Here is a 24,349-nt window from a genome sequence, read left to right as displayed (position 1 = left end):
CGGACTTCCCATCCTCACACGGAGAACGCCATGCAGGTTGTATCCATTGTCTCAACCAAAGGGGGCGTCGGTAAAACGACCACGGCCGCCAACCTGGGCGGACTCGCTGCCGATGCGGGGCTGCGCGTGCTGCTGCTCGACCTCGACGTGCAGCCCACCTTGTCCTCGTACTACGAGCTGGCCCACCGCGCGCCCGGCGGCATCTATGAATTGCTGGCCTTCAACGAGCGCGACCTCGGCCAGCTCGTGTCCCGCACGATCATCACAGGCCTTGACCTGGTGCTCTCCAACGACCACCGGGGCGAGCTGAACACCTTGCTGCTGCACGCGCCGGACGGACGCCTGCGACTACGGCACCTGCTGCCGGCACTGACTCCCCTCTACGACCTGGTGCTGATCGACACCCAGGGCGCACGCTCGGTGACGCTGGAGATGGCGGTGCTCGCCTCCGATCTCGCGTTGTCACCCGTGACCCCGGAGATCCTCGCCGCCCGCGAACTGCGGCGCGGCACCATGCAGTTGCTGGAAGATATCGCGCCGTACCGGCACTTGGGCATTGAGCCGCCGCCGCTGCATCTACTCATCAACCGGGTCCACCCGGTGTCGGCGAACGCCCGGCTGATCCAGCAAGCCCTGCGTGATTTGTTCCAGGACCACACCGGCATCCGCGTGCTGGCCACCGACGTGCCGGCGATCGAAGCCTATCCGCGCGCCGCGACGCGCGGCCTGCCGGTGCATCGGGTCGAGTACCGCCAGCCACCGGGCAGAGTCGCCCCCGCCGCGCTCGACACCATGCGCGGCCTCGCTGGCGAACTGTTCCCGCAATGGCAGCACCGATTTGCCACGGTGTCCGGCCGCCCGCCATTCCCTCTTGATACCGGGAGGTCCCATGGCGAACGCACATGAACTAGCCCGAGGCCACAAACGGCTGCGCGCCCTGATCGAGTTCGCTGTCGGTGAAGGCTGGCACGTCAAGCGCACGCCGGGCGGCCACCTCAAATTCACCAAGGCAGGCTGCGCCGCGATCTACACCAGTTCGACGGCCAGTGACCACCGGGCTGCCCTCAACGCCCGCGCGCAGATCCGCCGCGCCGAGCGCGAGGCCGGGTCCCCAGCGCAGGGAGGCCGCCATGGCTGAGATGACCTCCCAGCAGATGGCCGGCAAGCTGCTCGCGGCCGGATTCGAGCGCAGCGGCCCGTCCACCTCGGCCTTGAGCGACCCGATCGCCGACACGCCCATGGTCGTGACCCTGGACCAGTTGCGCCCCTACGACCACGATCCCAGGAAGAAGCGCAACCCGGCCTACGAGGACATCAAGGCGTCCATCCGTGAGCGCGGCCTGGACGCGGCACCGGCCATCACCCGGCGCCCGGGCGAGGACCACTACATCATCCGCAACGGCGGCAACACGCGCCTGGCGATCCTGCGCGAACTGTGGTCGGAGACCAAGGACGAGCGGTTCTTCCGCATATCGTGCCTGTTCCGTCCGTGGCCCAGCCGCGGCGAAGTCGTGATGCTGACCGGCCACCTGGCCGAAAACGAACTGCGCGGGGGCCTGACGTTCATCGAGCGCGCCCTCGGCGTCGAGAAGGCGCGCGAGTTCTACGAGCAGGAAAGCGGCGCCGCGCTGAGCCAGTCCGAGCTGGCCCGCCGCCTCGCCGCCGATGGCTTCCCGGTCCAGCAGTCGCACATCAGCCGGATGAACGACGCGGTGCGCTACCTGCTGCCGGCGATCCCGACCGTGCTCTATGGTGGGCTCGGCCGCCACCAGGTCGAGCGCCTGTCGGTCATGCGCAAGGCCTGCATGCTCGCGTGGGAGCGCTACGCCAAGGGCCGCATGCTGGTACAGGACTTCGACGACTTCTTTCAGGAGGTGCTGTCGCAGTTCGACACGCAGGCCGACGAGTTCGCCCCCCAGCGCGTGCAGGACGAGCTGATCGGCCAGATGTCCGAGCTGCTCGGCATCGACTACGACGTGCTGGCGCTCGACCTCACCGAATCCGAAAGCCGCCATCGCGCCCTGGTCAGCGATCCGACCCCGCCATCGGCGCCGCCCGCGCTGCCTGAGCCTGGCACCATGGCACACCCGCCCGCCGCATCAGCCCCATCAGCCCCGACGCCGGCGGTCACGCCTGGGTCGCGCGACCGCGAGGCCGGCTCGGGGGCGGACGGCTCGCCCGCAGGAAGCCCTGTGGCGGCTCCTGGTGATCTGCTGCAGGGGCACATCGTTTCGCCTGCACCGACGACGGAGCGGCTGCAATCCATTCAGCGGATGGTCGCCGACGAGCTGGGGGATGCGCTGCCCGACTTCTCGGCCAATGTCTTGCAGTCCATTCCCGTCCAGGCAGGCGGTCTCTACCCGATTTCCGACGTCTGGCACATCGACGCGGGCCTGGACACGCCTGATCGCCTGCGCATCCACATCGCGCAGTTCGCCCGCGAGATCGCGGGCGAGGCAGGCCTTGATCAGTGCATCGAGGAACGCGCGGACGGTGTTGGCTTCGCATGCCATGCCAGCGCGCAGCCCCCATCACCGCAGGGCCGCGCCGTGCTGGCATTGCTGGCGAGCCTGGCAGGCCAGAGCTTCACCGATGCCGATCTGGACGGCGGGCAGCTTGCCTCCGATCTGCCGGCGCTGCTGCACGGCCAAGGCGATGCGACACGCCGCTTGAGCGACACCGCGCTGGTCAAGCTGTTCCGATTGCTGCGCCTGGCCCGGCGCCTGCTGGACCTGGAATCCGGTGCCGCAGGCCCTGGAGCATGAAGGAAGGAGACCAGCATGTCCGCCCCGCACCCGCTCAATCAGGCCGTCATCGCCCAGGCGCTCTACGACCTGCGCAACGGCCAACTGCGCCGCTGCAAGGCGATGGGCTTCAGCGAGGCCGAGCTGGATGCGCTCAAGCATCCCGCCATGGTGAGCGTGCTGGCCAACGCCAATGTCTCGTGGTGTTCCGTGTCCGTGAACCGTGAGGTGCTCCGGCGTCTGCTCTCGCAGGCGCAGGACGTGGAGAAGGAAATCGCGACCGTCGATCGCATGTTGCGACTGGGGGCCAGCACGGAGATGGTCAGCCGCTTCTATGGCCTGACCCATCAGGAAGTCGCCCTGCGCCGTGAGGTGCTGGGCCTGCCCAAGCGCAAGGGGCGTCACCCTGTCCTGGACGAGAAGCAGGACGTCGAACTGTGGCGGCGCTGGAAAGCCATCACCAGCAGCAGGAATGTGGACCTGGAGGACGAGACCTCGATTCTCGACGCGGCCATGGACCTCGCCGAAGGCATGGATTTGCCGCTGTCGGTGGTCTGGGCCGCGATCAAGTCGTGGGTCGATCAGGGATTGGGTTGAGCCATGGCCGTGGACGACACCGCACCACGCCATGGCCCCGTCGCACTCGCTGACCTGTTCGACGCGGCGCTGAAAGACCTTGCGCCCAGGCCCAGCCCGCCCACAACCATACCTGCGCCGTCACCTGCGACACCGGCCGCATCCGGCGATGCGTTCCTCTTCAGCGGCAACCGGCATGAGACCGTACCGCGGCGGCTGTTCCTCGATCGCCGCCTGACGCCGCTGGAGCGCAACGCCTGGCAGGTGTTCCGGCTGATGCTCAACGACGACGGCGTGACCGCATTCCCCACCTATGAGCAGTTGCGGCCCTGGCTGGCCTCGATGCCCTGCGCCGGGCAGGCCTCGCACGAAACCGTGGCGCGAGCCCTGACGCTGCTGAGGCTGACCCGATGGCTGAGCCTGGTGCGGCGACGGCGCGACGCCAAGACCGGTCGCATCCTCGGCAACCTCTATGTCCTGCACGACGAGCCGCTGACCCCCTTTGAAGCGATGCAGCTCGACCCGGACTACCTGCAACTGGTCAGCCAGGCGCTCGGCCATTCGGCCAAAGCCGTGCAGATCGTGGGCCTGCACACCCTCAAGGAAATCGGCGAAGACCCGATGCTGGCCGGGCGCACCCTGCCGTCGAGGCTGCAAGTCCTGGCCGAACGCTTCGCCAGCCAGAGCGTCGGAGCGCACAAAAGTTATCCACAGGAGGACGCCACGCACGAATCCGAAGAAGGGCCGACGAGCCTTCTTCGGAATCCCGATGACCCCACTTCGGAATCCGAAGCAGGGTCGAAACCCGCGCCAGACGCCTCTCTTCGGAATCCGAAGCAGGCCCGTACAGTACGTAGTAGTCGTATGAATGAAGTACGTACTACCGCGCAGGCGCAGGCGCGCGCGCTGGGCGACCTGCAATGGCCCAAACGCTTCGCGGAACTGAAGGCAGAGCAGCAGACAGGTGCGCGGGTGGCATTGCAGCAGGTCGATGCCGCGCTGAGGCAGGCCGTGCTGGACGAATGGGCCGCACGATGCAGCAGCCACGGCATCCGCAATCCTGCGGGGTATCTGTTCGGCATCATCCAGCGGGCCATCCATGGCGAGTTCAACGCCTGGGCCAAGAAAGACGCGCCATCGGCACACGCTCCACCCAATGAGCGGCCACCACCAGCACCGCCACCATCCCAGCCGCAGGGCAAGCCGGTGCCGCCAGAAGTCGCCAGGCAGCACATCGAGCGGCTGCGCAACCTGCTCGCCGGCAAGTGAGCGGGCCTGCGAGGCGGTGAAGTGGATGCCCGTGGCTTCCAGTAGAGCTATCCCCAGGGGATAGTTCCACTGACAGCTACGACGTCGAACCGCTGCACGCTGGGCCTCGATCGCCTGCCGCGGGATCGGCCCTGTCCATGCTGATCCAGGCATGCAGCGTTTCTTGGCGCTCCATGGCGCTATCCCCAGGGGATAGCTCGCGACGCATGCACCCGCCGCCCCCTGAACCGGGGACGGGCGGGTTTCGGTTTGTTGACTGACTGCCTTCCGCCACCTGCCGAAGCTGTCCGCTCTTTTCCAACAACGAGCGGACGCCATGGCAACCACCAACGAACCCTTGCAACTGAATCTCGGCTCCTTGCGCAGCGCGATGTCGCTGACGCTGCACACGCACCATGCCTCGCGCATCTGGCACGGCCGCACCGCCGCCGAAGGGCGACCGGGCATCGTCGGCCTGAACGGCTACATCGCCCAGATGAACAAGATGCGGCGCGGCTCGGAGCAGGACGACCCGTACAGCGACTTCTGGATGCTGCGCATCGAGGACAAGCTCGAACAGACGAAGGCCACGCTGCAATCGCTGCGCGAGCAGGTGGACCAGGCCCTGGCGAGCGTGCCGCCGGCACTCACCCTGGGCGAGAACCTCAACGTGCAGCCCGTCAAGCTGCCGCTGTTCGTCAATGCGCAGTTGGGCTTTGCCGCGGTGTACCTGCTGGCCGACTACGACGACATCGCCCGCAAGCTGATCCTCGCGCACCACACGGCGTTGATCGATCGCTCGACGCTCGAACGCTGGCTCAACGAAGGCGCGCATGCGCTGCGCAGTCTTTTCAGCTTGGCCCAGCAGTTCCGCTACTCGGGCTGCACCCGCGACGACTTCGCCGCGAAGAATGCCGCAGCGCGGGCGGCGCTGGAGAAATTCGGCGAACTGCCGCAGGACGTGCTGGAAGGCACGCGCCGCTCGAAGTTCGCGCCGCCGATCGTGCGCCGTGGCCTGCAGCAGCGCAGTGACGGTCCTGCCGCAGCCGCATCGCCCAGCGACGAGGCCGCCACCACCGAGGCACCCGAGGCCACCACGGGCGAGGACGCACAGGCATGAGCGCCCCGAACTGCGACACCCGCTACTTCCGCCCCCTGCAACAGACCGCCTTCATGCGGCTGGAACACGCAGGCTCTCAAAAAGGCCTTTTAAGGCCTTTTAAGGGTAAAGGGGACTTGGAGGCCTGGGCCAGCCAGTGCTTCGCCATGCGCGACGAGTTGATTGGCTTGGCGCAGCGACAGGTGCTGCAACAGGCCCTCGGGCATCCCTTCCACCTGCTGCCCATCGAACTGGCCCAGCAGACCACTGGCGCAGGCACGGTGTTTCTGCGCTGGCGTAAGCACGACAGGTCAGCCATGGGCGTGGCCCTGTGGCAGGAGCTGATGGCGAGTACCAGCACGCCGGTCAACCTCCTGGCCGACCTGCACGCGATCGAGCTTCAGCGCATCACGCTGAACATGCAGATCAGCCTGTTGCACACCTTGGGCAGGCAGGCCCAGGAGTGCGCCAGCAAGGCCGCCGAGGCGGAAGACGCCTACCTGCGCCGGCTCAAGTCCACGCCACCCGCCATGCGCGATCGGTGATCGCGCCGGGCACTCCAGCACGCGCCCGTCGCCGACCAGGTGCGGGTTTTTCAACCACCACGGAGATTGCAACATGAGCACGCATTTTTCTGGCGAGGGCAACATCGGCTCGCCCCCCGAGTACCGGGAGTTCCCCAACGGCAACGACGAGCCCAGCCGCCTTCTGCGCCTGAACGTCTATTTCGACAACCCCATTCCCAAGAAGGATGGCAGCTTCGAGGACCGCGGCGGCTTCTGGGCGCCGGTGGAAATCTGGCACCGCGACGCCGCGCACTGGAAGGACCTCTACCAGAAGGGCATGCGCGTGCTGGTCCTCGGCCGGATGGAGCGCGAACCCTGGACGGACAACGAGGATCAACCGCGCGAGACCTGGCAGATCAACGCGCGCAGCGTTGGCATCCTGCCGTTCCGCATCGAGTCCGTGACCCTCAGCCCGAGGCAGCAGGAACCAGCGCAGGAGGCGCAGCCGAAGCCCCAGGCCGCCCAGGAACCGACCGCGCCGAAGGAGCCGAAGCGCAGGAAGTGACCCGGCATGGGGCGGCGGCAGTCGTCGGTCGCCCCATGTCCTCGCGAGCTATCCCCAGGGGATAGCTCCATCAACGTCCACCGGCGTCCACACGCCCCAAAAAAACGCGGCTCCCGGCCCGCACATCCCCGGCCGCACGCCACTCCCGTCCCCTCCATCCCATCCCGTGAAAGTGGTCGCCACCGCATGCGGCTTGTTTGCTGCTGCCCCTGGTGGTGCTCGGCATCCTCGATTCCAGCAACTCAATGAACCACGGAAATCGGATGGACGGACATGCGGCTGTTCTTGTGCGAGAAGCCCTCCCAGGGCAAAGACATTGGCCGGATTCTCGGCGCGACACAGCGCGGTGAAGGCTGTTTCAGCGGCTCCGGCGTCACCGTCACCTGGTGCATCGGCCATCTCGTAGAAGCGGCAGCCCCCGAGGTCTATGACGCGGCGCTCAAACGCTGGTCACTGGAGCAGTTGCCCATCATTCCCCAGCAGTGGCGGGTCGAGGTCAAACCGAAGACCGCCACGCAATTCAAGGTCGTCAAGGCGCTTCTGGCGAAGGCGACCCATCTGGTCATCGCCACCGATGCCGACCGCGAGGGCGAGTTGATCGCCCGCGAAATCATCGACCTGTGCGGCTACCGCGGCCCCGTCGAGCGGTTATGGCTGTCGGCGCTTAACGATGCGTCGATCCGCACCGCGCTCGGCAAGCTGCGGCCGTCGGCCGACACGCTGCCGATGTACTACTCGGCGCTGGCGCGCTCGCGCGCCGACTGGCTCGTGGGTATGAACCTCAGCCGGTTGTTCACGGTGCTCGGGCGTCAGGCCGGCTACGACGGCGTGCTGTCCGTCGGCCGCGTCCAGACGCCGACCCTGAAGCTCGTCGTGGACCGCGACCGCGAGATCACGGCCTTCAAGTCGGTGCCGTTCTGGGCCATCGACGTGTCCCTGTCCGCGAGCGGCCAGCCTTTCAGCGCGCAATGGGTTCCGCCCGATGGCTGCACCGACGATGCCGGCCGCTGCCTGCAGCAGCCCATCGCCCAGCAGGCCGCGCAGCAGATCCGCGCTGCGGGTGCCGCGCAGGTGCTGTCGGTCGAGACCGAGCGCGTGCGCGAAGGCCCACCACTGCTGTTCGACCTGGGCACCTTGCAGGAGGTTTGTTCCAAGCAGCTTGGGCTGGACGTGCAAGAAGCCCTGGAGATCGCCCAGGCCCTGTACGAGACGCACAAGGCTACGACGTACCCACGCTCCGACTCGGGCTACCTGCCCGAAAGCATGTTCGCGGAAGTGCCGACTGTCCTGGACAGCTTGCTCAAGACCGATCCCTCGCTGCGCCCGATCATGGGCCAGCTCGACCGCTCGCAGCGCTCTCGCGCCTGGAACGATGGCAAGGTCACGGCGCACCACGGCATCATCCCGACGCTCGAACCCGCGAACCTCTCCGCCATGAGCGAGAAAGAACTGGCGGTGTACCGGCTGATCCGCGCGCATTACCTGGCGCAGTTCCTCCCTCACCACGAGTTCGACCGCACGATCGCCGAGCTGTCCTGCGGCCAGCAGAAGCTGGTGGCGACCGGAAAGCAGGTGGCCGCCCAGGGTTGGCACCTGGTGCTGGCCGAGCCGCAAGCGGACGAGGACGGGGAAACCACCGCGCGCAGCCAGGTACTCCCCGCGCTGCGCGAGGACCTGGCATGCCAAGTGGCCGAGGCCGAAGTCAAGGCGCTCAAGACGCTGCCTCCGAAGCCCTACACCCAGGGCGAACTGGTCAAGTCGATGAAAGGCGTGGCGCGCTTCGTGACCGACCCGCGCCTGAAGCAGAAGTTGAAGGACACGACGGGCATTGGCACCGAAGCCACGCGCGCCAACATCATCACCGGCCTGCTGACGCGGGGCTATCTCGTGAAGAAAGGACGCTCCATTCGCGCATCGGATGCGGCATTCACGTTGATCGACGCCGTGCCCGCGGCGATTGCCGACCCCGGAACCACCGCCGTGTGGGAGCAGGCGCTCGACATGATCGAGGCCGGACAGCTCACCCTGGATGTGTTCATCGGCAAGCAGGCCGCATGGATTTCGCAACTGATCGTGCAGTACGGCAGCACCTCGCTGTCCATCAAGGTTCCCCAGGGTCCCACTTGCCCGCAGTGCGGCGCACCAACGCGCCAACGCACCGGCAAGACCGGCCCCTTCTGGTCGTGCAGTCGCTACCCCGACTGCAAAGGCACGCTGCCGGTCGAAACCGGCACGTCCAAGCGCGGTGCCTCGCGCCCGCGCACTAGCGGCCGCAAGGGCTCCTGACCGACCCCGCTCCCCGAGAGCCGTGCCCGCCATCGGCGGCGTGGCCCATGTCCCGCATGCCCTGCGGGACGCCCAGCGCGCAACGCCTTCTCTTGTCCGTGTGCGCGTCCCGCCCGGCCGTCCCCGGCCGCGGGACCTGAAGGTAGCTTCTCCGCGAACCATGTCCGGGGTTTCCCGGCGCGTTCTGCTGATCTGCATTCTTCCGCCTCTGCGAAGGGTCCCCCGATGGCTTGCCATGCTGCGCGAGCCACCCGGAGACCCTTCATGGTCAGCGGTATTCGACGCCGTGCCCAACGGCGAAAAACTGGGCTCCTTTTGTGCGCGGATGTGCGCCAGAAGATGCCGGCGTCAACCACGACATGCGCCGGGTGCGATTGCTGACAGCAGACGGTTCTAGCGACGACCGGGCCTGCAACAGCCCACGGGTGGTTCCGTCCTCCCAAGCCGAAGGCCGCTGGGCCTTCGGCGCCTTTCTCCTGCCGATCAACGTCCCGGCCCGGCCACACGGTCCAGGGCCACACGAACAGGAGACCCGACATGAACCCGCAACCTCGCACCCCATGCAGTGCGCCCCAGGCCGCGCCACTGCTGTACGGCAGCGTGTGCAGCGGCATCGAGGCCGTGAGCCTCGCCTGGCAACCCCTCGGCCTCGAAGCCGCGTGGTTCGCCGAGATCGAGCCGTTCCCGAGCGCCGTGCTCGCCCACCGCTATCCCCGCGTGCCCAACCTGGGCGACATGACCGCGATCGCCCGCCAGGTGCGCGCCGGCACCGTGCCGGCACCCGACATCCTGGTCGGCGGAACCCCTTGCCAATCCTTCAGCGTCGCCGGTGCCCGTCAGGGCCTTGCCGATCCGCGCGGTGCGCTCACCCTCGCTTACGTGGAGTTAGCAAATGCCATCGACGAAATCCGCCACCAAGACGGCCGCCCGGCGGCCACGCTCGTCTGGGAAAACGTCCCCGGCGTCCTCAACGACCGCAGCAATGCCTTCGGGCATTTCTTGGGGGCACTGGCCGGAGAAAGCCGTGCGCTCCAGCCGCCAGGGGATCGGTGGGCGCACGCTGGTTGTGTGTCTGGACCCCGCCGCCGCATCGCCTGGCGCGAGCTCGACGCTCAATATTTCGGTGTCGCCCAACGCCGCAAGCGCGTGTTTCTTGTGGCAAGTGGTGGAGATGGCCTCGATCCCGCAGAAGTACTTTTTGAGCGCGCAGGCCTGCTCGGGGATTCTTGTGCGGGCAGCGCGCCGTGGCAAGAAGCTGCCTGCGATGCTGGACCGGGTGCTGAAGCAGCAGGCGCATGCGCAGGACTTGCAGGATTTGCTGGACTGAAGCAGCCCTACGGCAAGGTCACCACGACGTTCGGGTTCAGCGGCGGCACCGGCCCCGTCGATGTGGCCGCATGCCTGATGGCCGCTGGCCCCAAGCACGACATCCGCACCGAGACGTTCATGGTGCAGTCGGTCGCCGGCAGCATCGCCCACACCCTCGACACCGCCAACAACGGCAAGGGCAGCAGCGAGGACGGCACCGGCAAGGGTGTTCCGATCATCGCTTTCACCGCCCAGGGCAGCGGCGCGGATGCCACGCTCGACCTGACGCCGACGCTGCTGTGAACGCGCAAAAGATGATGTCCCTCCGGGGCTCTTCGGCGCTCGAAATAGGCAAAAGAAGATGACCCCGTACCCACAGAAGACGTCCCCAGTTCGCAATCGGCGACAGTTGACGTCCCTGGTTTCTGAAGTGGCGTCCAGGTGGACCGACGAGCAGCTCGCGCCTCGACCCCTGAGCGCCGTCCGCGGCTCAATCTCAGTTCCACCTCGAGGCCCGCTAGTACCCTTCGAGTCGTCGATCGAGCGCGACTTCCTGATGTTTTGCAGGACGAGCCATCGCGTCACCGCCGTTCACGCCCAACGCCTGGTGATTGATTTCCAGGATGTGAAGCGCGGAGCCGCTCGTCGATACACGCCTGATTTCGTGGTGGAGGTCGCAGCCGATGCTGGGCTCTCCTGGCGAAGGGCGGTCGTTGAGGTGAAGACCCATCGCGATCTTTGGCGCTCCCGCAGGCTGATGCGCGCGCCCTATGCCGCCGCGCGAACGTGGGCGGCGGGGCAAGAAGGCACGATCTTCCGAGTGGTGACCGACCGGATGATGAGCGGCGAATGGTTGTCCAGCACCCGGTTGTTGTCAGGCCACCTCGACAAGCCTTTCGATGTGCAATTCGAGCAGGATTGCGTCGCGTTCCTGCAACAACGTGACAGCTACCGCATCAGCGAGATTCTCGCGCTGGCGCAACAACGAGGTCTTAATCCTCAAGCTCTACTGCCCGTGCTCTACCGTATGGTCGCGCGAGGCCAACTCTCCCTCGACCGCGGTCAGCCGATTGGACCTCAGACGTGGGTTGCCGTTGTTGGATCGCAGAAGCGACTATGAGGCGAAGCGCGCACTACCCGGGCCAGGGGCGCCGCTCGACATTTCGACGATGGATGAGGCGCAGGTCGCCGAAGCCGAGCGCCGGCGCGACATCATCGCGCGCCTGGAAGCCGGCGGTCGTTTCGACAGCGCGACCGTGGAGGCTGCCGCCGCCGAGTTCGGAGCCAGCAAGCGGCAATTTAACCGCTACCGCAAAAGCCTCCGAAATACCGGCGCGCTGACCTGCCTGTTGCCGCGCGGGCGGAGCGGCGGGCGGGGGCGGCTGCGGCTCGACCTCCGCGTCGAGGAAGTCATCACCGAGGTGCGGCTGGAGTTCAGCCGTCATCGCAAGGAGGCCAAGAACCATCACGCATTCGCCGAGATTCGAAACCGCTGCGTGCGGCGGGGCTTGATACCGCCCTCGCACAACACGTTGCGAAGCCGCTTCGCCGGCGTTCCGGCGCGTGAGCGCGTCGGCCTGAAGTACGGAAAGAAGGTGGCTCGTGAGCGATACGAGCATATCCGAGGCAAGACGCCCGAAACGACGTTTCCACTTGAGCGTATCCAGATCGACCACACGCTCGTCGACGTGGTCTGCGCGAGCGCTTTCGACCGTGAGCATGTCGGCCGTCCCTGGATCACTATCGCGCTCGACGAATGCACCCGAGCCGTCCTCGCGTTCGTGCTGACCTGGGAATATCCAAACGCCTCGACCGTCGCTCAGTGCATGACGCGGGTGATGACGCCCAAGGATGAGTGGCTGGAGCGCGTCGGCGTTCCACTCCCATGGCCGATGTATGGCACGCCCAATAGCGTCTATCTCGACAACGCAGCTGAGTTTTGGTCACGCGCCCTGTTCTATGGGTGCAGGGAATACGGCATCGCGCCGCCCGAGCATCGCCCGCCAGGGCTGGTCCATTTCGGCGGCATCATTGAACGCTTCATGGGCACGGCGATGGACCAGATGCGGCTGCTCCCCGCAGCAACCGCCCGTGATCGCGGCTTCGACAAGGTCAAGACCCGCAATCCGAACGAGGCGGCCGAGATGACCCTCGATGAGCTAGAGGTCTGGATGCTCGAGTTCATCTGCGGCCAGTATCACGTCCGGCCGCACAGCACGACCAAGCAGCGCCCGGATCTGGCCTGGGAGCGCGGCATCTATGGCACCGAGAAGCGTGCAGGCGCCGGCCTCCCGCCGATCATCGCTGACAAGCAGAAGCTCTATCTCGACTTCGCCGACATCGAAGACCGGACGATCGAGCGCTACGGCATGCGCTGGGACAATATCGAATACTGGGACGAGGTGTTGCGGCCGTTCCTGGACGCTGGAGAGCAACGCAAGTTCGTCGTCCGCCGAAACCCCTACGACGCCTCACGCATCTACTTCCTCCACCCAATCGAGGGGACCTATTGCGAGCTGCGCTGCGAGCAGATTACCCTTCCCAACGTGTCGGTGCGCCGGTCCTATCTGCCCGCGCAGACCTCGCTGCTGAGCTGGCGGTTGATGACCGGCCGCCACGGGACAAGGGTGCATTTATGGCTCTTTTCAACCACAGCGAACTGGCTGCTGGATAATTGTACGGTGCCGGTGGACTTGTCGCTCACGCCTTCGCTATCCGTGGTAGTATCGAACGGTAGTCCGTGCAGACCTTCCGGCCCATGTCGTTGGCGAGGCTGAGCAGGTTGCGAAGCGCCGCGCTGCGATTGGACGGCGACCAGACAGCCGAGAAGGCGACCGGCTCCGGCTCGTCGGTGAAGGGCAAAAAGACAATGCCGTTTGTCGGCAACAGCGCCGTGGCCGCGCCGACGATGGTGATGCCAAAGCCCTGTCCGACCAAAGACAAAAGGGTGCCACGCCCCACGTCGAAGCGCAGGATCGACGGCGCAGGCCAGCGCTCGGCATGGCGTAGCACGACATGGCTATGAACCTGCGGTCCAGTGCCGCCATGCCGGACAAGGAACGTCTCGCCTGCCAAATCGGGCCATGTGACGGCTGACCGCTTGGCGAGCGGATGCCGTTCCGGTAGCACCGCCAAGAGCGGTTCGGTCCATGTGCGACGGGAATGGCAGTCGGGTGGTTGGGGCGTGCCCGCGACGAACGCCACGTCCAACCTGCCGGCGCGAAGCTGCACCACCGCTTCACGGGCCGGGCCTTCGGCGATCTCGACTTCAACATCGGGGTAATCCTTGCGGTATTGGCCGATCAGCTTTGCGAGGAAGCTATGCGGAATCAGGGCATGGATACCGATACGAAGCCGGCCGCTTTCTCCGGCTGCCGCCATGCCGGCGGTTTTCACCGCATGGTCGAGTTGGTCAATACCTACGGCTATCCGCTCGACGAAATGGCGTCCGGCCTCGGTCAGCCGAACGCCGCGCGCATGACGCTCGAACAAGAGGATGCCGAGGTCTTCTTCCAGTGCCTTCACGCGGGCGCTGACGCTGGACTGTGCAACGCCGAGCGCGTTGGCGGCGTGACGGAAGTTGAGATATTCGGCGACAGCGAGAGTGTGAACTAAGGTCATCATTGGCACTCGCCCCGAAAGGAGATGATTGCTCAACAGATTTAATCCGTCATTTCTCCTAAGTCTACGCATGCCAAATCGCCATGACTAAATCACAATGAAGTTGCGAATGGTCTGCGTAGTATTGGCAGACATATTAAATAGAGGATCGCGCCGACAATCCAAACCCAACCGTTCCATGCCCCGGCGGTGGCAGAATAGAGTGCTGTGAAGCCAAGCGGTCCTGCGATAGAGCTTAGATTGGTGAGGCTCGTTAGCGTTCCTTGCAAAGCCCCTTGCTTGTTACTGCTGACATTGTTTGAGAGCATTGCCTGCAAGGCCGGCATGCCAACACCCCCGGCGGCAAGCAGCAACAGAATCGGGAACACCATCCATCCCTGCGTGGCAAAAGCCAGAAGAACGAAGCCAGTCGCATCCGCAGCCATGCCAAACAGCAGCGTGCGCCGCTCTCCAAGCCGGCTTGAAAGCGGGCCGGTAACAAACGCTTGGAAGATCGCATGTGTTGCCCCAAACGCCGCGAGCGACAAACCAACGGTCGCGGTGTTCCACTGAAAACGGTCCTCGCCATATATGACCCATAGGGCTGCAGGCACTTGGCCGATCAGTTGAATAATGAAGAAAACTGCGAAAAGCGCACCTAGCCCGCGCAATGCATCATCCAGCCGTAACAGAACGAATGGTTTGATGCGAACCGGCTTTCCGGTCCCGCCATGGCTGTGATGAGTCTCCTTGAGGAAAATGCAGGCAAGCAGGAACGCGAACCCGTTGAGAAGGGCGGCGGCGATAAACGGGGCATGAGCAGAGATACCACCGAGCATGCCACCAAGTGCTGGCCCGGCAATCATGCCCGCCCCATAACAGGCCCCCATGTAGCCGAACCAGCGTGCGCGAGAACCTTCCCCCGTCGAATCGGCAATGGTTGAGGCTGCTACAGCTCCGGTTGCGCCCGTGACGCCGGACACGAGTCGGCCGATATAGAGCACCCATAAGACCGGCGCTGATGCCATAATCGTGTAATCGACTGCGGCTCCTGCAAGAGAAGCCAGAAGTACCGGACGCCGACCGTAAGAATCCGAAAGCTGTCCAAGCATGGGCGCGAAGACGACCTGCATCAATGCATAGAGCGACAGCAAGGCACCATAGTGTCCAGCGACCTGCTCTGCTGGCACAAGCTCACGCAGAAGCGTCGGAAGGACGGGCATGATGAGGCCGAGACCCATGGCGTCAAGACCCACGATCAGCAGGGCAATGATGGCAGAGCTGCGCACCTGAAACTCCAGCGCCGCTCAATGGAGCGACTTTATCAACGATAAGGAGATGGACATATAACTTATCGGTGATAAATTGTCAAGCACTGGCGAAGGAACGTGAATGACCAAACTGGACAAGGGCACCGTGATCGCGGCGGCGCTAGAGCTGTTGAACGAGGTTGGCATGGACAGCCTGACGACGCGGAAGCTCGCTGAACGCCTCAAGGTTCAGCAGCCTGCGCTTTACTGGCATTTCCAGAACAAGCGAGCGCTGCTTGATGCGCTCGCCGAGGCGATGCTGGCGGAACGCCATACCCGCTCGCTACCCGAAGAGAATGAGGACTGGCGGGTGTTCCTGAAAGAGAATGCCCTGAGCTTCAGAACGGCGTTGCTCTCTTATCGGGACGGCGCGCGTATCCATGCCGGCACTCGACCGACAGAACCGAATTTTGGCACCGCCGAGACGCAAATACGCTTTCTCTGCGCGGAGGGCTTTTGTCCGAAGCGCGCCGTTTGGGCGCTCCGGGCGGTCAGTCACTATGTGGTCGGTTCCGTTCTCGAGCAGCAGGCATCTGATGCCGATGAGAGAGTTCCGGACAGGCCAGATGTGTCCGAGCAAGCACCGTCGTCCTTCCTGCACGATCTGTTTCACGAGTTGGAAACAGACGGCATGGATGCTGCGTTCAACTTCGGACTCGACAGCCTCATCGCTGGTTTCGAGCGGCTGCGTTCATCTACAACAGATTAGAGGCTTATGCCCCTTTGCCGCCCCAACTGCCACGACACCGATCCGCTTTGCACGATGCCCATGACCTCACGGCCGAGCTGGCGGTCGATGACCGGCCGCCACGGGACAAGGGAAATGAGCGGTATCTTGCCAGACAGGATACCGCCATTCACGAGGTTTCGAAGATTATTGCGCCGCATCGGAGCGGGCTTGCTTCCAGTCGTCGGCTAGACGACTGGCGACTTCTCGGTGGCAGCATCACGGGATCGAAGGAGCGCCAGCCCCAACGACACCAGCACTGCCATTGCCGTGGCGTAACAAATCACGGGCCACGCTGTATCGCCGTTTAACAGCGTCACCGCCAATGTCCCGACGATACTGACTATCAGGCTTTGGATGCAGAAGTAGAACGCAACCGCTGATCCAGCGATGTCGTCGAACTGCGCAAGTGCGCCGTTGGCGGTAACGGACACCGTGAAGACAATGCCGACCGCGACAACCCACATCGGCAGGATGAAGCTGAAAAATGACGGCGATCCGAAAAGTTGGCCGATCCCCAACAGGATCGCGCCGGAAACGAGCAACGCCATCCCGCGCGCTACGCATCCCGCGATACCCCATTTGGCAACGAAGGACTTTGCGAAGCGGGTTGTCGTGACCATGACCAGCGCGACAGTCGCGAAGGCCAAGCTAAATCCGATCTCGGAATAGCCGGCTTGGCCTATGAGAACACGGGGGGCTGTCGAGAAGAAAACGAAGAATGTGCCCATGCCGGCACTAAATCCGACCGTGTAAACCCAAAAGGCCGGACTCGCGAAGATCGGCAAAACAGATCGTTGCGTTCTGGCCTGATCCAACGGTCGGGTTTCATGCCACCTGAAACTGGCGTTTAAGAGTGCGAGCGAAGCCAGTGCAGCCAGTGTGATGAAGATCGCCTGCCATCCCCAAAACTCGCCGATCAGCGCACCGGCTATAGGGCCGAGCGCAGGCACGAACGCCAGCATCGAACTGAAAAGGCCGTAGATGACGGCACCTTCGGGACGATTGGCATATACGTCGCGCACGGTCGCGAAGGTGGCCACCAGCATGGCCGATGCTCCAACAGCCTGAACCAGACGAAACGCAACAAAGGCTAATGCAGTTGAAGAACAAGCCGCTCCCAGAGACGCAGCAACGAAAGCCGTTGCGCCTACAAGCAGGATCGGCCGTCGCCCGACGCGATCGGAGAGTGGCCCAAAGATCACTTGGCCCACACCGAGCATCACCATGTAGAGGCTCAACGTGAGTTGGATTATGGATGGAGTCGTGTTCAGGACGCCCGGCATCGCCGGAACGACTGGAAGATAAATATCCATCGCCAGCGAGGCGAGGATGTCGAAGGGAGCCATAAGCAGCAAGGCTGCCGGCAGCGTATAGGCCCACGCGGGGCGTGTGGTGGTCATGACGAATCAACCGCTCGATTAAGGATACCGGGCAGCGTCTGCTCGTCAGCAATCAGATGGGATTGGTCTTACAGAGCGCCGCAACAACAATTCTGATGTTGCGGCTTACTTGTCTGCTGACTTGGAATTTCCCATGCTGATGGCTCCACGATTACGAAATTGAATAGCAGATCTTATCGAATTAGTTGTTGCGTTGCAATGCGGTATCGTTGGCTCCTATAGCCCCAACCCCCGCTGCCGCCCTAAGGATGCTCTGAACAATTCCTCGGCGACAATAGCGCAAGGTTCGACGGATGACGACGATGCAGCTGAGCTTTGGGGACGCGGAACACACGGGCAAGCGGAAGAAGACGCGACGCGAGATCTTCCTGGCGGAGATGGAGCAGGTGGTGCCGTGGAACGCATTGCTGGCGCTGATCGCACCGCACTACCCGAAGATGGGCCAGCGTGGCCGGCAACCGTACCCGCTGGCGACGATGCTGCGCATCCACTTTCTGCAGCATTGGTACGCGCTGAGCGACCCGGGCATGGAAGAGGCGCTGTACGAGATGCCGGTGATGCGCCGCTTTGCCCGCCTGGGCGGGCTGGACAACATCCCGGACGAAACCACGATCCTCAACTTCCGCCGGCTGCTGGAGACGCATGATCTGGCGCCGCAGCTCCTGGAGCGCGTGAACGCGCACCTGGCGCGCAAGGGCCAGAGCTTGAAGGCAGGCACGATCGTCGATGCGACGATCATTGCGGCACCGAGCTCTACCAAGAACAGGGACGGCAAGCGCGACCCGGAGATGCACCAGACGAAGAAGGGCAACCAGTGGCACTTCGGGATGAAGGCGCACATTGGCGTGGACGAGGAGTCGGGCCTGGTGCACCACGTGGAGTGCACGGCGGCGAACGTCAATGACGTGACACAGGTGCACAAGCTGCTACACGGCAAGGAAGATACGATCTGCGGCGACAGCGGCTACACCGGCGCGGACAAGCGCGAGGAGCTGCAAGGCGTGGAGGCTGCGTTCTGGATCGCGGAGAAGCCGTCGAAGCTTCGTGCGATGAAGAACAAGCGTGATCGCAAATACGCCGAACGCTGGGAGCACTTCAAGGCCAGCCTGCGGGCGAAGGTGGAGCATCCGTTCCGAGTGGTGAAGCGGCAGTTCGGTTACACCAAGGTGCGCTATCGCGGGTTGGCGAAGAACACGGCGCAGGTGTTGACGCTGTTCGCGCTGTCGAATCTGTGGATGGCGCGGCGACGTCTGTTGCTGCCGACGGGGTAAATCCGTCTGTTGGACGGGGAAACCCGTCGAAAAGCGTCAGAAACGGCGCAAAATCGATCATATCGAGGTCGACTTGGCGCCTTGACGCTGAAATCCAAGTATCAGAGCGCTTTGATCAGACCTTCCCTAACTGCCACGACACCGAACCGGGTATAGGAAGTTCAACCGCCCTTTTTGGCGAGTCTGGCGGGTAGGAAGCGGCCGCGCAAGCGCCGCTTTGGGCACAGATCGGGCACAGATCGGGGGTTCATGCGTGGGTTTTCGACATCGCGGGGCCACGCAGCGGCTCAGTGCGTAGCCATTTCTCACCGAATCCCGGCACAGGGCCGAGCGCAGCCCTGCCGGGTCGTGGCCGCATCGGATCGGACTCTGGCTTGGCTGCCGGCTGTGTGGCCGGCACCTCGTCACGCGGCCGGCGGCGGCGCGCGCGCTGCGGGCCTGTAGTGCGCTTCTTCCCGCGCGCCGTGCTTCTCGAAGTGGGCGAGGATGGCGCGGATGGCGGTGGGTTCCTCGATGCTGGCGACGATCCGCACGGTGCCACCGCAGTGGACGCAGGCGGTGACGTCGATGGAAAAGACCCGCTTGAGCCGTTGCGCCCAGCTCATCGCACGGCGCTTCTCCTCGGGGCTGCGCGGCGCGTCGTGGGCGCTGACGTCCACTGGCGCCGCATCGCCCGCAGGCCGCTTGCCGCGCCCCGAGGGCGTCAGCTGCGCACGCAGGTTTGCATTCGGGGCGAATACGCCGTGGAAGCGGGTGAGATGCGCGCGAGGTGGCGGGACCAGCGCCGCCAGCTTGGCGATGAAGTCCACCGCATCCCATTCGACATGCGTGGTCCCATTTCGCCACGGCGTCTTGAGCTGATACCGCACCCTACCCTGCGGTGAGATCGACAGCCGCTGCTCGCTGATCGCCGGGCGCGTGATGTAGCGGCACAGCTTTTCGAGCTTGTGGCTTTCGTGTGCTTCCGCGGCCACGCCGGCATGCAGCGAGAAGCCGCCGACCTTGCCGGCATCGCCCTCCAGCGAGCCTGCGTCACCGGGCAATGTTTGCAGCGTGACGACCTTGCGGCCAGCGTCGCGACCGGTGGCGATGCGGTAGGTCATCGAACTCATCCGCAGCCCATCCATGCCGTCGTCGCTACCCGCGCTGTCGGACAGGAACACGGATTCGTCTTCGCCTTCGAGCCAGCCGCGGCGCGACAGGTGCCGGCACACGCGATGCGCGATGGTGCCGGCCAGTTCCGTCAGTTGCGCCGAGGTGGGGGCACGGGCGCGGCGCAGGCGCGGCTTGCGCTGCGCTGGCCCGGTGGTTTCCTCGTACACGCCGTCGAGCCACAGCATGTGGAAGTGAACATTCAGGTTCAGCGCGCTGCCGAAGCGCTGGATCAGGGTCACCGCGCCGCATTGCGCGCTGGCGTGGTCGACGCCGACTTGATCGGCTAACCAGCCGGCGATCACGCGCTGCACGATGCCCAGCACCGGGCCAATGGCTTCCGGCTTGCTGGCGAACAGGAAGCGCAGCGGGTACGGAAAACTCAGCACCCATTGCCGCACCGGCCGCGGGCCAAACACCTCCTCCACCAGGTGCCGCGCGCTCTCGGCCATGCGCCGCGCCCCGCAGCTGGGGCAGAAGCCGCGCTTCTTGCAGGAGAAGGCCACCAGCCTCTCGGCCCGGCACTGCTCGCACACCACGCGCAGGAAACCGTGCTCGAGCACGCCGCAGCGCAGGTAGGTCTCGAACTCCTCGCGCACATACTCGGGCAGCGAGCGGTCTTGCGCCTCAAGACTTGCGATGAAGTCCGGGTAGTGCGCCTCGACCAGCGCGTACAGCAGCGTGCGCTCGGGAACATGGCGTGCGTAGCTCGGCGCGGCCGCCAGCGCGGTGTTTGCGGCACGGGCGACACGCGGCGCGGCGCGTCCCTCCGGTGCGGTGAGGCACAGCACGGAACGATCCTGCGCATCGACGGCTGCACAGTGTTCCGCGCGGCCTCATCGCCGCCCATCGGCATTTCTCCCGCGCATGGGTAAGACATCGGCGCGGCGCAGCGTAGCAAATCACCTACCTGAGGGCACCTCTAAAAACCCCCGCTCTCGCGCCAGCAGCCCTCAGCAGAGTGCCCCGGCTCGGGCCATCCGGCGGCAAAGGGGCCCGTCGTGCGCCCGCCGCGCGGCTTTCGCGACGGGCGCCGGTCCGGTTTAGCGCCTTGCTTGGATTTCGCCGATCATGGCCGCGCCGATGCGGGCAATGGCCGCGTTGCGCTTGTCCATATCCCCGCCGGTTTGCGTCATGTAGACGGTCGCCAGCCAAGGCTCGCCCGCCGGTCCCCGAAGGACGGCGATGATCGAGCGCGAACCGTTGCCGCCCGCGCCGGTCTTGTCGCCGATCATCCAGCCCTCGGGCAGGCTCGCGCGCAGCAGGTCGTCGGCGACGGCATCCTGCCGCATCCAGCTTTCAAGCTGCGCCCGCGCCTCGGGCGAGAGGAGTTCGGAAAACAGCAGAAGCTCCAGCGTGTCGGCCATCGCCGCCGGCGTCGTCGTGTCGCGCATATCCTCGGGCAGGGCCTCGTTCAGCGCCGGTTCGGTGCGGTCGAGCCGCGTCGTCGCATCGCCGATATCGCGCAGGAAAGCGGTCAGACCGGCAGGCCCGCCGACCGTGTCGAGCAGAAGATTGGCGGCGGTATTGTCGCTCATGGTGATCGTGGCATGGCAGAGATCGGCAATGCTCATCCCGCGGCCCGCCTGCTGTTCGGTGACCGGATATAAAGCTTTAAATCAGTAGCTTCACTAACTTTTTTCACTTATTTATTTAAAACTTAGCAACTTAAAAAGACAGTTAAGTATTTTTAGATATTGCTTGGAATCAATTCAATTCATCAAGTTTTAAAAAATAATTCCTTTTGTCAGGTCTATCATTTTTTAAATGCTTTAAAAATATTTTCGCAGTTTCCTTCGATGCATCCTCTCTTAGGCAACGTTCAACAAAGGATATATCTACAAATTCATCTGCTAACCCAGCACGGCCAAGATCTAAAAAATAAATTTCATTGAATTTATCTATAAAAATATTACTATCCGTGATATCGCCATGAGAAAAAACCAATCTTTCTTCAACACGAGTCTCATTTAACTCATTCCATAGACTTATGTAAGTTTTATGGTCTCCCCATAATTCAGCCTCAAAATCATCTTGATCTATCTCGTCAAGGAGGTGGTTATCAATAAAAAATTTTGACTCTTTTAACCGATAATCAATGTTTGAAATAAATGGACAATCAATAATAGCAACTGCATTTAACAGATTGAGTGCCTCCTTATAGATAGCAAGCAATTCTTGGTCTGTTAAAAAAAGCGCTGAAATTGGTTTTGCATTGATCGCTTTAGTGATCATGAATTCAAACTGCTCATCCTGAAAAGTCATGATGAGTTCAGGCACCTTTAATTTTTCAGAGAGCCAACTCAACATTTTCGCTTCACGAGAGACACTGTATGTGGTCTCTGTATATAAAGTGCTAGAGCGCTTAAGAAAAAAAGTTTCATTATTTCGATTAAAAGAATAAACATCCGATGGCGACTGACCAATTTTATTTGGCTCTAAAACGCTGTTTCCAATAAATTGTTGAATAATATTGGGCAATTCCATCAAGTTTTCCTTTTATTCAGCATTAAAAACCCCGCAAATGCGAGGCCTAGTAAATAGATGATCTTAATTAGGTTCACTGTAGCAAAAATATGGGGCGAATTCAAACATGAGGTGCGACAGTTTGAAAAGTCTTATGATAATCAACAAGCTGAGCAAATTTCTCTAGCGTATAGGAAGTTCAAACGCCCTTTTCGGGCAGTCTGCTGGGTAGGCGGTGGTCGCGCAAGCCCCGTTTTGGGCACGGATCGGACGTCTGTGAGTGGGATTTCGGCATCGCGGGGCCACGCAGCGGCGTTGTCAGCAGCCATGCTTCGCTGATTCCCGACAGCGGGCCGAGCGCCGCCCTGCGGATCGTGGCCGCATCGGATCGGACTCTGGCTTGGCTGCCGGCTGTGTGGCCGGCACCTCGTCACGCGGCCGGCGGCGGCGCGCGCGCTGCGGGCCGGTAGTGCGCTTGCTCCAGCGCGCCCTGCTTCACGAAGTGGCCAAGGATGGCGCGGATGGCGGCAGGTTCCTCGATGCTGGCGACGATCCGCACGGTGCCGCCGCAGTGGGCGCAGGTGGTGACGTCGATGGAAAAGACCCGCTTGAGCCGTTGCGCCCAGCTCATCGCACGGCGCTTCTGCTCGGGGCTGCGCGGCTCGTCGTGGGCGCTGACGTCCACTGGCGCCGCATCGCCCGCAGGCCGCTTGCCGCGCCCCGAGGGCGTCAGCTGCGCACGCAGGTTTGCATTCGGGGCGAATACGCCGTGGAAGCGGGTGAGATGCGCGCGAGGTGGCGGGACCAGTGCCGCCAGCTTGGCGATGAAGTCCACCGCATCCCATTCGACATGCGTGGTCCCATTTCGCCACGGCGTCTTGAGCTGATACCGCACCCTACCCTGCGGTGAGATCGACAGCCGCTGCTCGCTGATCGCCGGGCGCGTGATGTAGCGGCACAGCTTTTCGAGCTTGTGGCTTTCGTGTGCTTCCGCGGCCACGCCGGCATGCAGCGAGAAGCCGCCGACCTTGCCGGCATCGCCCTCCAGCGAGCCTGCGTCACCGGGCAATGTTTGCAGCGTGACGACCTTGCGGCCAGCGTCGCGACCGGTGGCGATGCGGTAGGTCATCGAACTCATCCGCAGCCCATCCATGCCGTCGTCGCTACCCGCGCTGTCGGACAGGAACACGGATTCGTCTTCGCCTTCGAGCCAGCCGCGGCGCGACAGGTGCCGGCACACGCGATGCGCGATGGTGCCGGCCAGTTCCGTCAGTTGCGCCGAGGTGGGGGCACGGGCGCGGCGCAGGCGCGGCTTGCGCTGCGCTGGCCCGGTGGTTTCCTCGTACACGCCGTCGAGCCACAGCATGTGGAAGTGAACATTCAGGTTCAGCGCGCTGCCGAAGCGCTGGATCAGGGTCACCGCGCCGCATTGCGCGCTGGCGTGGTCGACGCCGACTTGATCGGCTAACCAGCCGGCGATCACACGATGCACGATGCCCAGCACCGGGCTGATGGCCTCCGGCTTGCTGGCGAACAGGAAACGCAAGGGGTACGGAAAGCTCAGCACCCATTGCCGCACAGGCCGCGGGCCGAACACCTCCTCGACCAGGTGCCGCGCACTCTCGGCCATGCGTCGCGCGCCGCAACTCGGGCAGAACCCGCGCTTCTTGCAGGAGAAGGCCACCAGCCTCTCTGCACGGCAGTGCTCGCACACCACCCGCAGGAAGCCGTGCTCGAGCACGCCGCAACGCAGGTAGGCATCGAACGCCTCGCGGACATACCCGGGCAGCGAGCGGCCCTCCGCTTCGATCCGTGCAATGAAGTCCGGGTAGTGCGCCTCTACCAACGCGTACAGCAGCGTGCGCTCGGGCGCGTGGCGCGCGTACCGCGAACCGGTGTGGGCGGACGGCAGTGGCGCGCATCCCGCGGCTTGCCGCCGGGATGTGGCGAGGCGCGGCACGCAGCGCTCCGGTGCGGGGACGGCTGCTCAGTGTTGCGCCTGTGTTCGCACGTTCGTATCGGTGCGTTCTGATCTTCGCGTCAGACATTGCCGCGGCGCGGGCACAACAAAAAGCCCGGCATCGCTGC

19 protein-coding genes and 4 pseudogenes are annotated in these 24,349 nt (G+C 63.8%); 14 read left to right on the top strand and 9 right to left on the bottom strand.

The window, feature by feature from the left end:
- Positions 1-30: 30 nt before the first annotated feature.
- The 12 genes and pseudogenes from L1P09_RS08740 to L1P09_RS08685 form a co-directional block, all read left to right on the top strand.
- Entirely contained in the window at positions 31-906 is an 876-nt protein-coding gene (locus tag L1P09_RS08740; RefSeq protein ID WP_021264255.1) for a ParA family protein, read from the top strand.
- A complete protein-coding gene (locus L1P09_RS08735; protein WP_021264254.1) occupies positions 890-1,138 on the top strand; it encodes a hypothetical protein in 249 nt (82 codons plus the stop codon). Before L1P09_RS08740 ends, L1P09_RS08735 begins: the two co-directional genes overlap by 17 nt.
- Positions 1,131-2,765: a ParB family protein gene (locus L1P09_RS08730; RefSeq protein WP_023912118.1), complete on the top strand. Its 1,635-nt coding sequence runs from the start codon at positions 1,131-1,133 to the stop codon at positions 2,763-2,765. Before L1P09_RS08735 ends, L1P09_RS08730 begins: the two co-directional genes overlap by 8 nt.
- Before the next feature lie 15 nt (positions 2,766-2,780).
- The gene (locus tag L1P09_RS08725) at positions 2,781-3,341 is read left to right on the top strand and encodes a DUF2857 domain-containing protein (protein WP_021205172.1); all 561 of its coding nucleotides are present in this window, start codon (positions 2,781-2,783) and stop codon (positions 3,339-3,341) included.
- Between the two features lie 3 nt (positions 3,342-3,344).
- Positions 3,345-4,589 (top strand): STY4528 family pathogenicity island replication protein, encoded by a 1,245-nt coding sequence (locus L1P09_RS08720; protein WP_022580260.1) that lies wholly within the window; start codon positions 3,345-3,347, stop codon positions 4,587-4,589.
- Positions 4,590-4,905: 316 nt separating this feature from the next.
- Positions 4,906-5,688, top strand: coding sequence for a PFL_4669 family integrating conjugative element protein (locus L1P09_RS08715; RefSeq protein WP_021264252.1), 783 nt, complete (start codon positions 4,906-4,908; stop codon positions 5,686-5,688).
- Positions 5,685-6,212: a DUF3158 family protein gene (locus L1P09_RS08710; RefSeq protein WP_021264251.1), complete on the top strand. Its 528-nt coding sequence runs from the start codon at positions 5,685-5,687 to the stop codon at positions 6,210-6,212. Before L1P09_RS08715 ends, L1P09_RS08710 begins: the two co-directional genes overlap by 4 nt.
- A gap of 73 nt (positions 6,213-6,285) precedes the next feature.
- A complete protein-coding gene (locus tag L1P09_RS08705) occupies positions 6,286-6,738 on the top strand; it encodes a single-stranded DNA-binding protein (protein WP_021264250.1) in 453 nt (150 codons plus the stop codon).
- Between the two features lie 273 nt (positions 6,739-7,011).
- A complete protein-coding gene (locus tag L1P09_RS08700) occupies positions 7,012-9,024 on the top strand; it encodes a DNA topoisomerase III (RefSeq protein WP_021264249.1) in 2,013 nt (670 codons plus the stop codon).
- A gap of 537 nt (positions 9,025-9,561) precedes the next feature.
- Positions 9,562-10,629: pseudogene (locus tag L1P09_RS08695) on the top strand (DNA cytosine methyltransferase); the annotation flags it as partial.
- 259 nt (positions 10,630-10,888) lie between these two features.
- Positions 10,889-11,452, top strand: a complete 564-nt coding sequence (locus L1P09_RS08690) for a TnsA endonuclease N-terminal domain-containing protein (protein ID WP_021264047.1) — start codon at positions 10,889-10,891, stop codon at positions 11,450-11,452.
- A gap of 49 nt (positions 11,453-11,501) precedes the next feature.
- Positions 11,502-12,833 (top strand): annotated as a pseudogene (locus tag L1P09_RS08685) (Mu transposase C-terminal domain-containing protein); the annotation flags it as partial.
- Between the two features lie 77 nt (positions 12,834-12,910).
- Here L1P09_RS08685 and L1P09_RS08680 read toward each other — a convergent pair.
- The 3 genes and pseudogenes from L1P09_RS08680 to tet(G) form a co-directional block, all read right to left on the bottom strand.
- Positions 12,911-13,096, bottom strand: a pseudogene (locus L1P09_RS08680) (DUF3363 domain-containing protein); the annotation flags it as partial.
- On the bottom strand, positions 13,033-13,953 hold the full coding sequence (locus L1P09_RS08675; protein WP_250159167.1) for a LysR family transcriptional regulator: 921 nt from the start codon (positions 13,951-13,953) through the stop codon (positions 13,033-13,035). The pseudogene L1P09_RS08680 and the gene L1P09_RS08675, both read right to left, overlap by 64 nt.
- A 92-nt stretch (positions 13,954-14,045) precedes the next feature.
- On the bottom strand, positions 14,046-15,221 hold the full coding sequence (gene tet(G), locus L1P09_RS08670) for a tetracycline efflux MFS transporter Tet(G) (protein ID WP_001257840.1): 1,176 nt from the start codon (positions 15,219-15,221) through the stop codon (positions 14,046-14,048).
- A 103-nt stretch (positions 15,222-15,324) separates the two neighbouring features.
- Between tet(G) and tetR(G) the strand changes: the two genes are divergently transcribed.
- Positions 15,325-15,951: a tetracycline resistance transcriptional repressor TetR(G) gene (tetR(G), locus tag L1P09_RS08665; RefSeq protein ID WP_000163574.1), complete on the top strand. Its 627-nt coding sequence runs from the start codon at positions 15,325-15,327 to the stop codon at positions 15,949-15,951.
- Here tetR(G) and L1P09_RS08660 read toward each other — a convergent pair.
- Positions 15,948-16,064, bottom strand: a pseudogene (locus L1P09_RS08660) (DUF3363 domain-containing protein); the annotation flags it as partial. The gene tetR(G) and the pseudogene L1P09_RS08660 overlap by 4 nt on opposite strands.
- Positions 16,065-16,157: 93 nt before the next feature.
- Complete coding sequence (locus L1P09_RS08655; RefSeq protein ID WP_000214125.1) at positions 16,158-17,372, bottom strand: chloramphenicol/florfenicol efflux MFS transporter FloR2; 1,215 nt, start codon at positions 17,370-17,372, stop codon at positions 16,158-16,160.
- Between the two features lie 302 nt (positions 17,373-17,674).
- Here L1P09_RS08655 and L1P09_RS08650 point away from each other — a divergent pair, with 302 nt between their 5' ends.
- Positions 17,675-18,643 carry an IS5 family transposase gene (locus tag L1P09_RS08650; RefSeq protein WP_213882232.1) on the top strand — a complete coding sequence of 323 codons (969 nt, stop codon included), beginning with the start codon at positions 17,675-17,677 and terminating at the stop codon, positions 18,641-18,643.
- Positions 18,644-19,047: 404 nt separating this feature from the next.
- Here the strand turns inward: L1P09_RS08650 and L1P09_RS08645 are convergent, their stop codons facing one another.
- The 4 genes from L1P09_RS08645 to L1P09_RS08630 all read right to left on the bottom strand — a co-directional run bounded on the left by L1P09_RS08645 (position 19,048) and on the right by L1P09_RS08630 (position 24,221).
- Positions 19,048-20,583, bottom strand: coding sequence for an ISCR element clade Ia family transposase (locus L1P09_RS08645; protein WP_390483940.1), 1,536 nt, complete (start codon positions 20,581-20,583; stop codon positions 19,048-19,050).
- Positions 20,584-20,838: 255 nt separating this feature from the next.
- Complete coding sequence (bla, locus tag L1P09_RS08640) at positions 20,839-21,369, bottom strand: class A beta-lactamase (protein ID WP_203062701.1); 531 nt, start codon at positions 21,367-21,369, stop codon at positions 20,839-20,841.
- A 133-nt stretch (positions 21,370-21,502) separates the two neighbouring features.
- Positions 21,503-22,282 (bottom strand): APH(3')-VI family aminoglycoside O-phosphotransferase, encoded by a 780-nt coding sequence (locus L1P09_RS08635; RefSeq protein ID WP_000422634.1) that lies wholly within the window; start codon positions 22,280-22,282, stop codon positions 21,503-21,505.
- Positions 22,283-22,691: 409 nt separating this feature from the next.
- Entirely contained in the window at positions 22,692-24,221 is a 1,530-nt protein-coding gene (locus tag L1P09_RS08630; protein ID WP_456239199.1) for an ISCR element clade Ia family transposase, read from the bottom strand.
- Between the last annotated feature and the right edge of the window lie 128 nt (positions 24,222-24,349).

It is taken from the genome of Pseudomonas juntendi (assembly GCF_021560075.1).
Taxonomy (GTDB): Bacteria; Pseudomonadota; Gammaproteobacteria; order Pseudomonadales; family Pseudomonadaceae; genus Aquipseudomonas; species Aquipseudomonas juntendi.
This window is presented reverse-complemented; position numbering and strand designations above follow the sequence as displayed.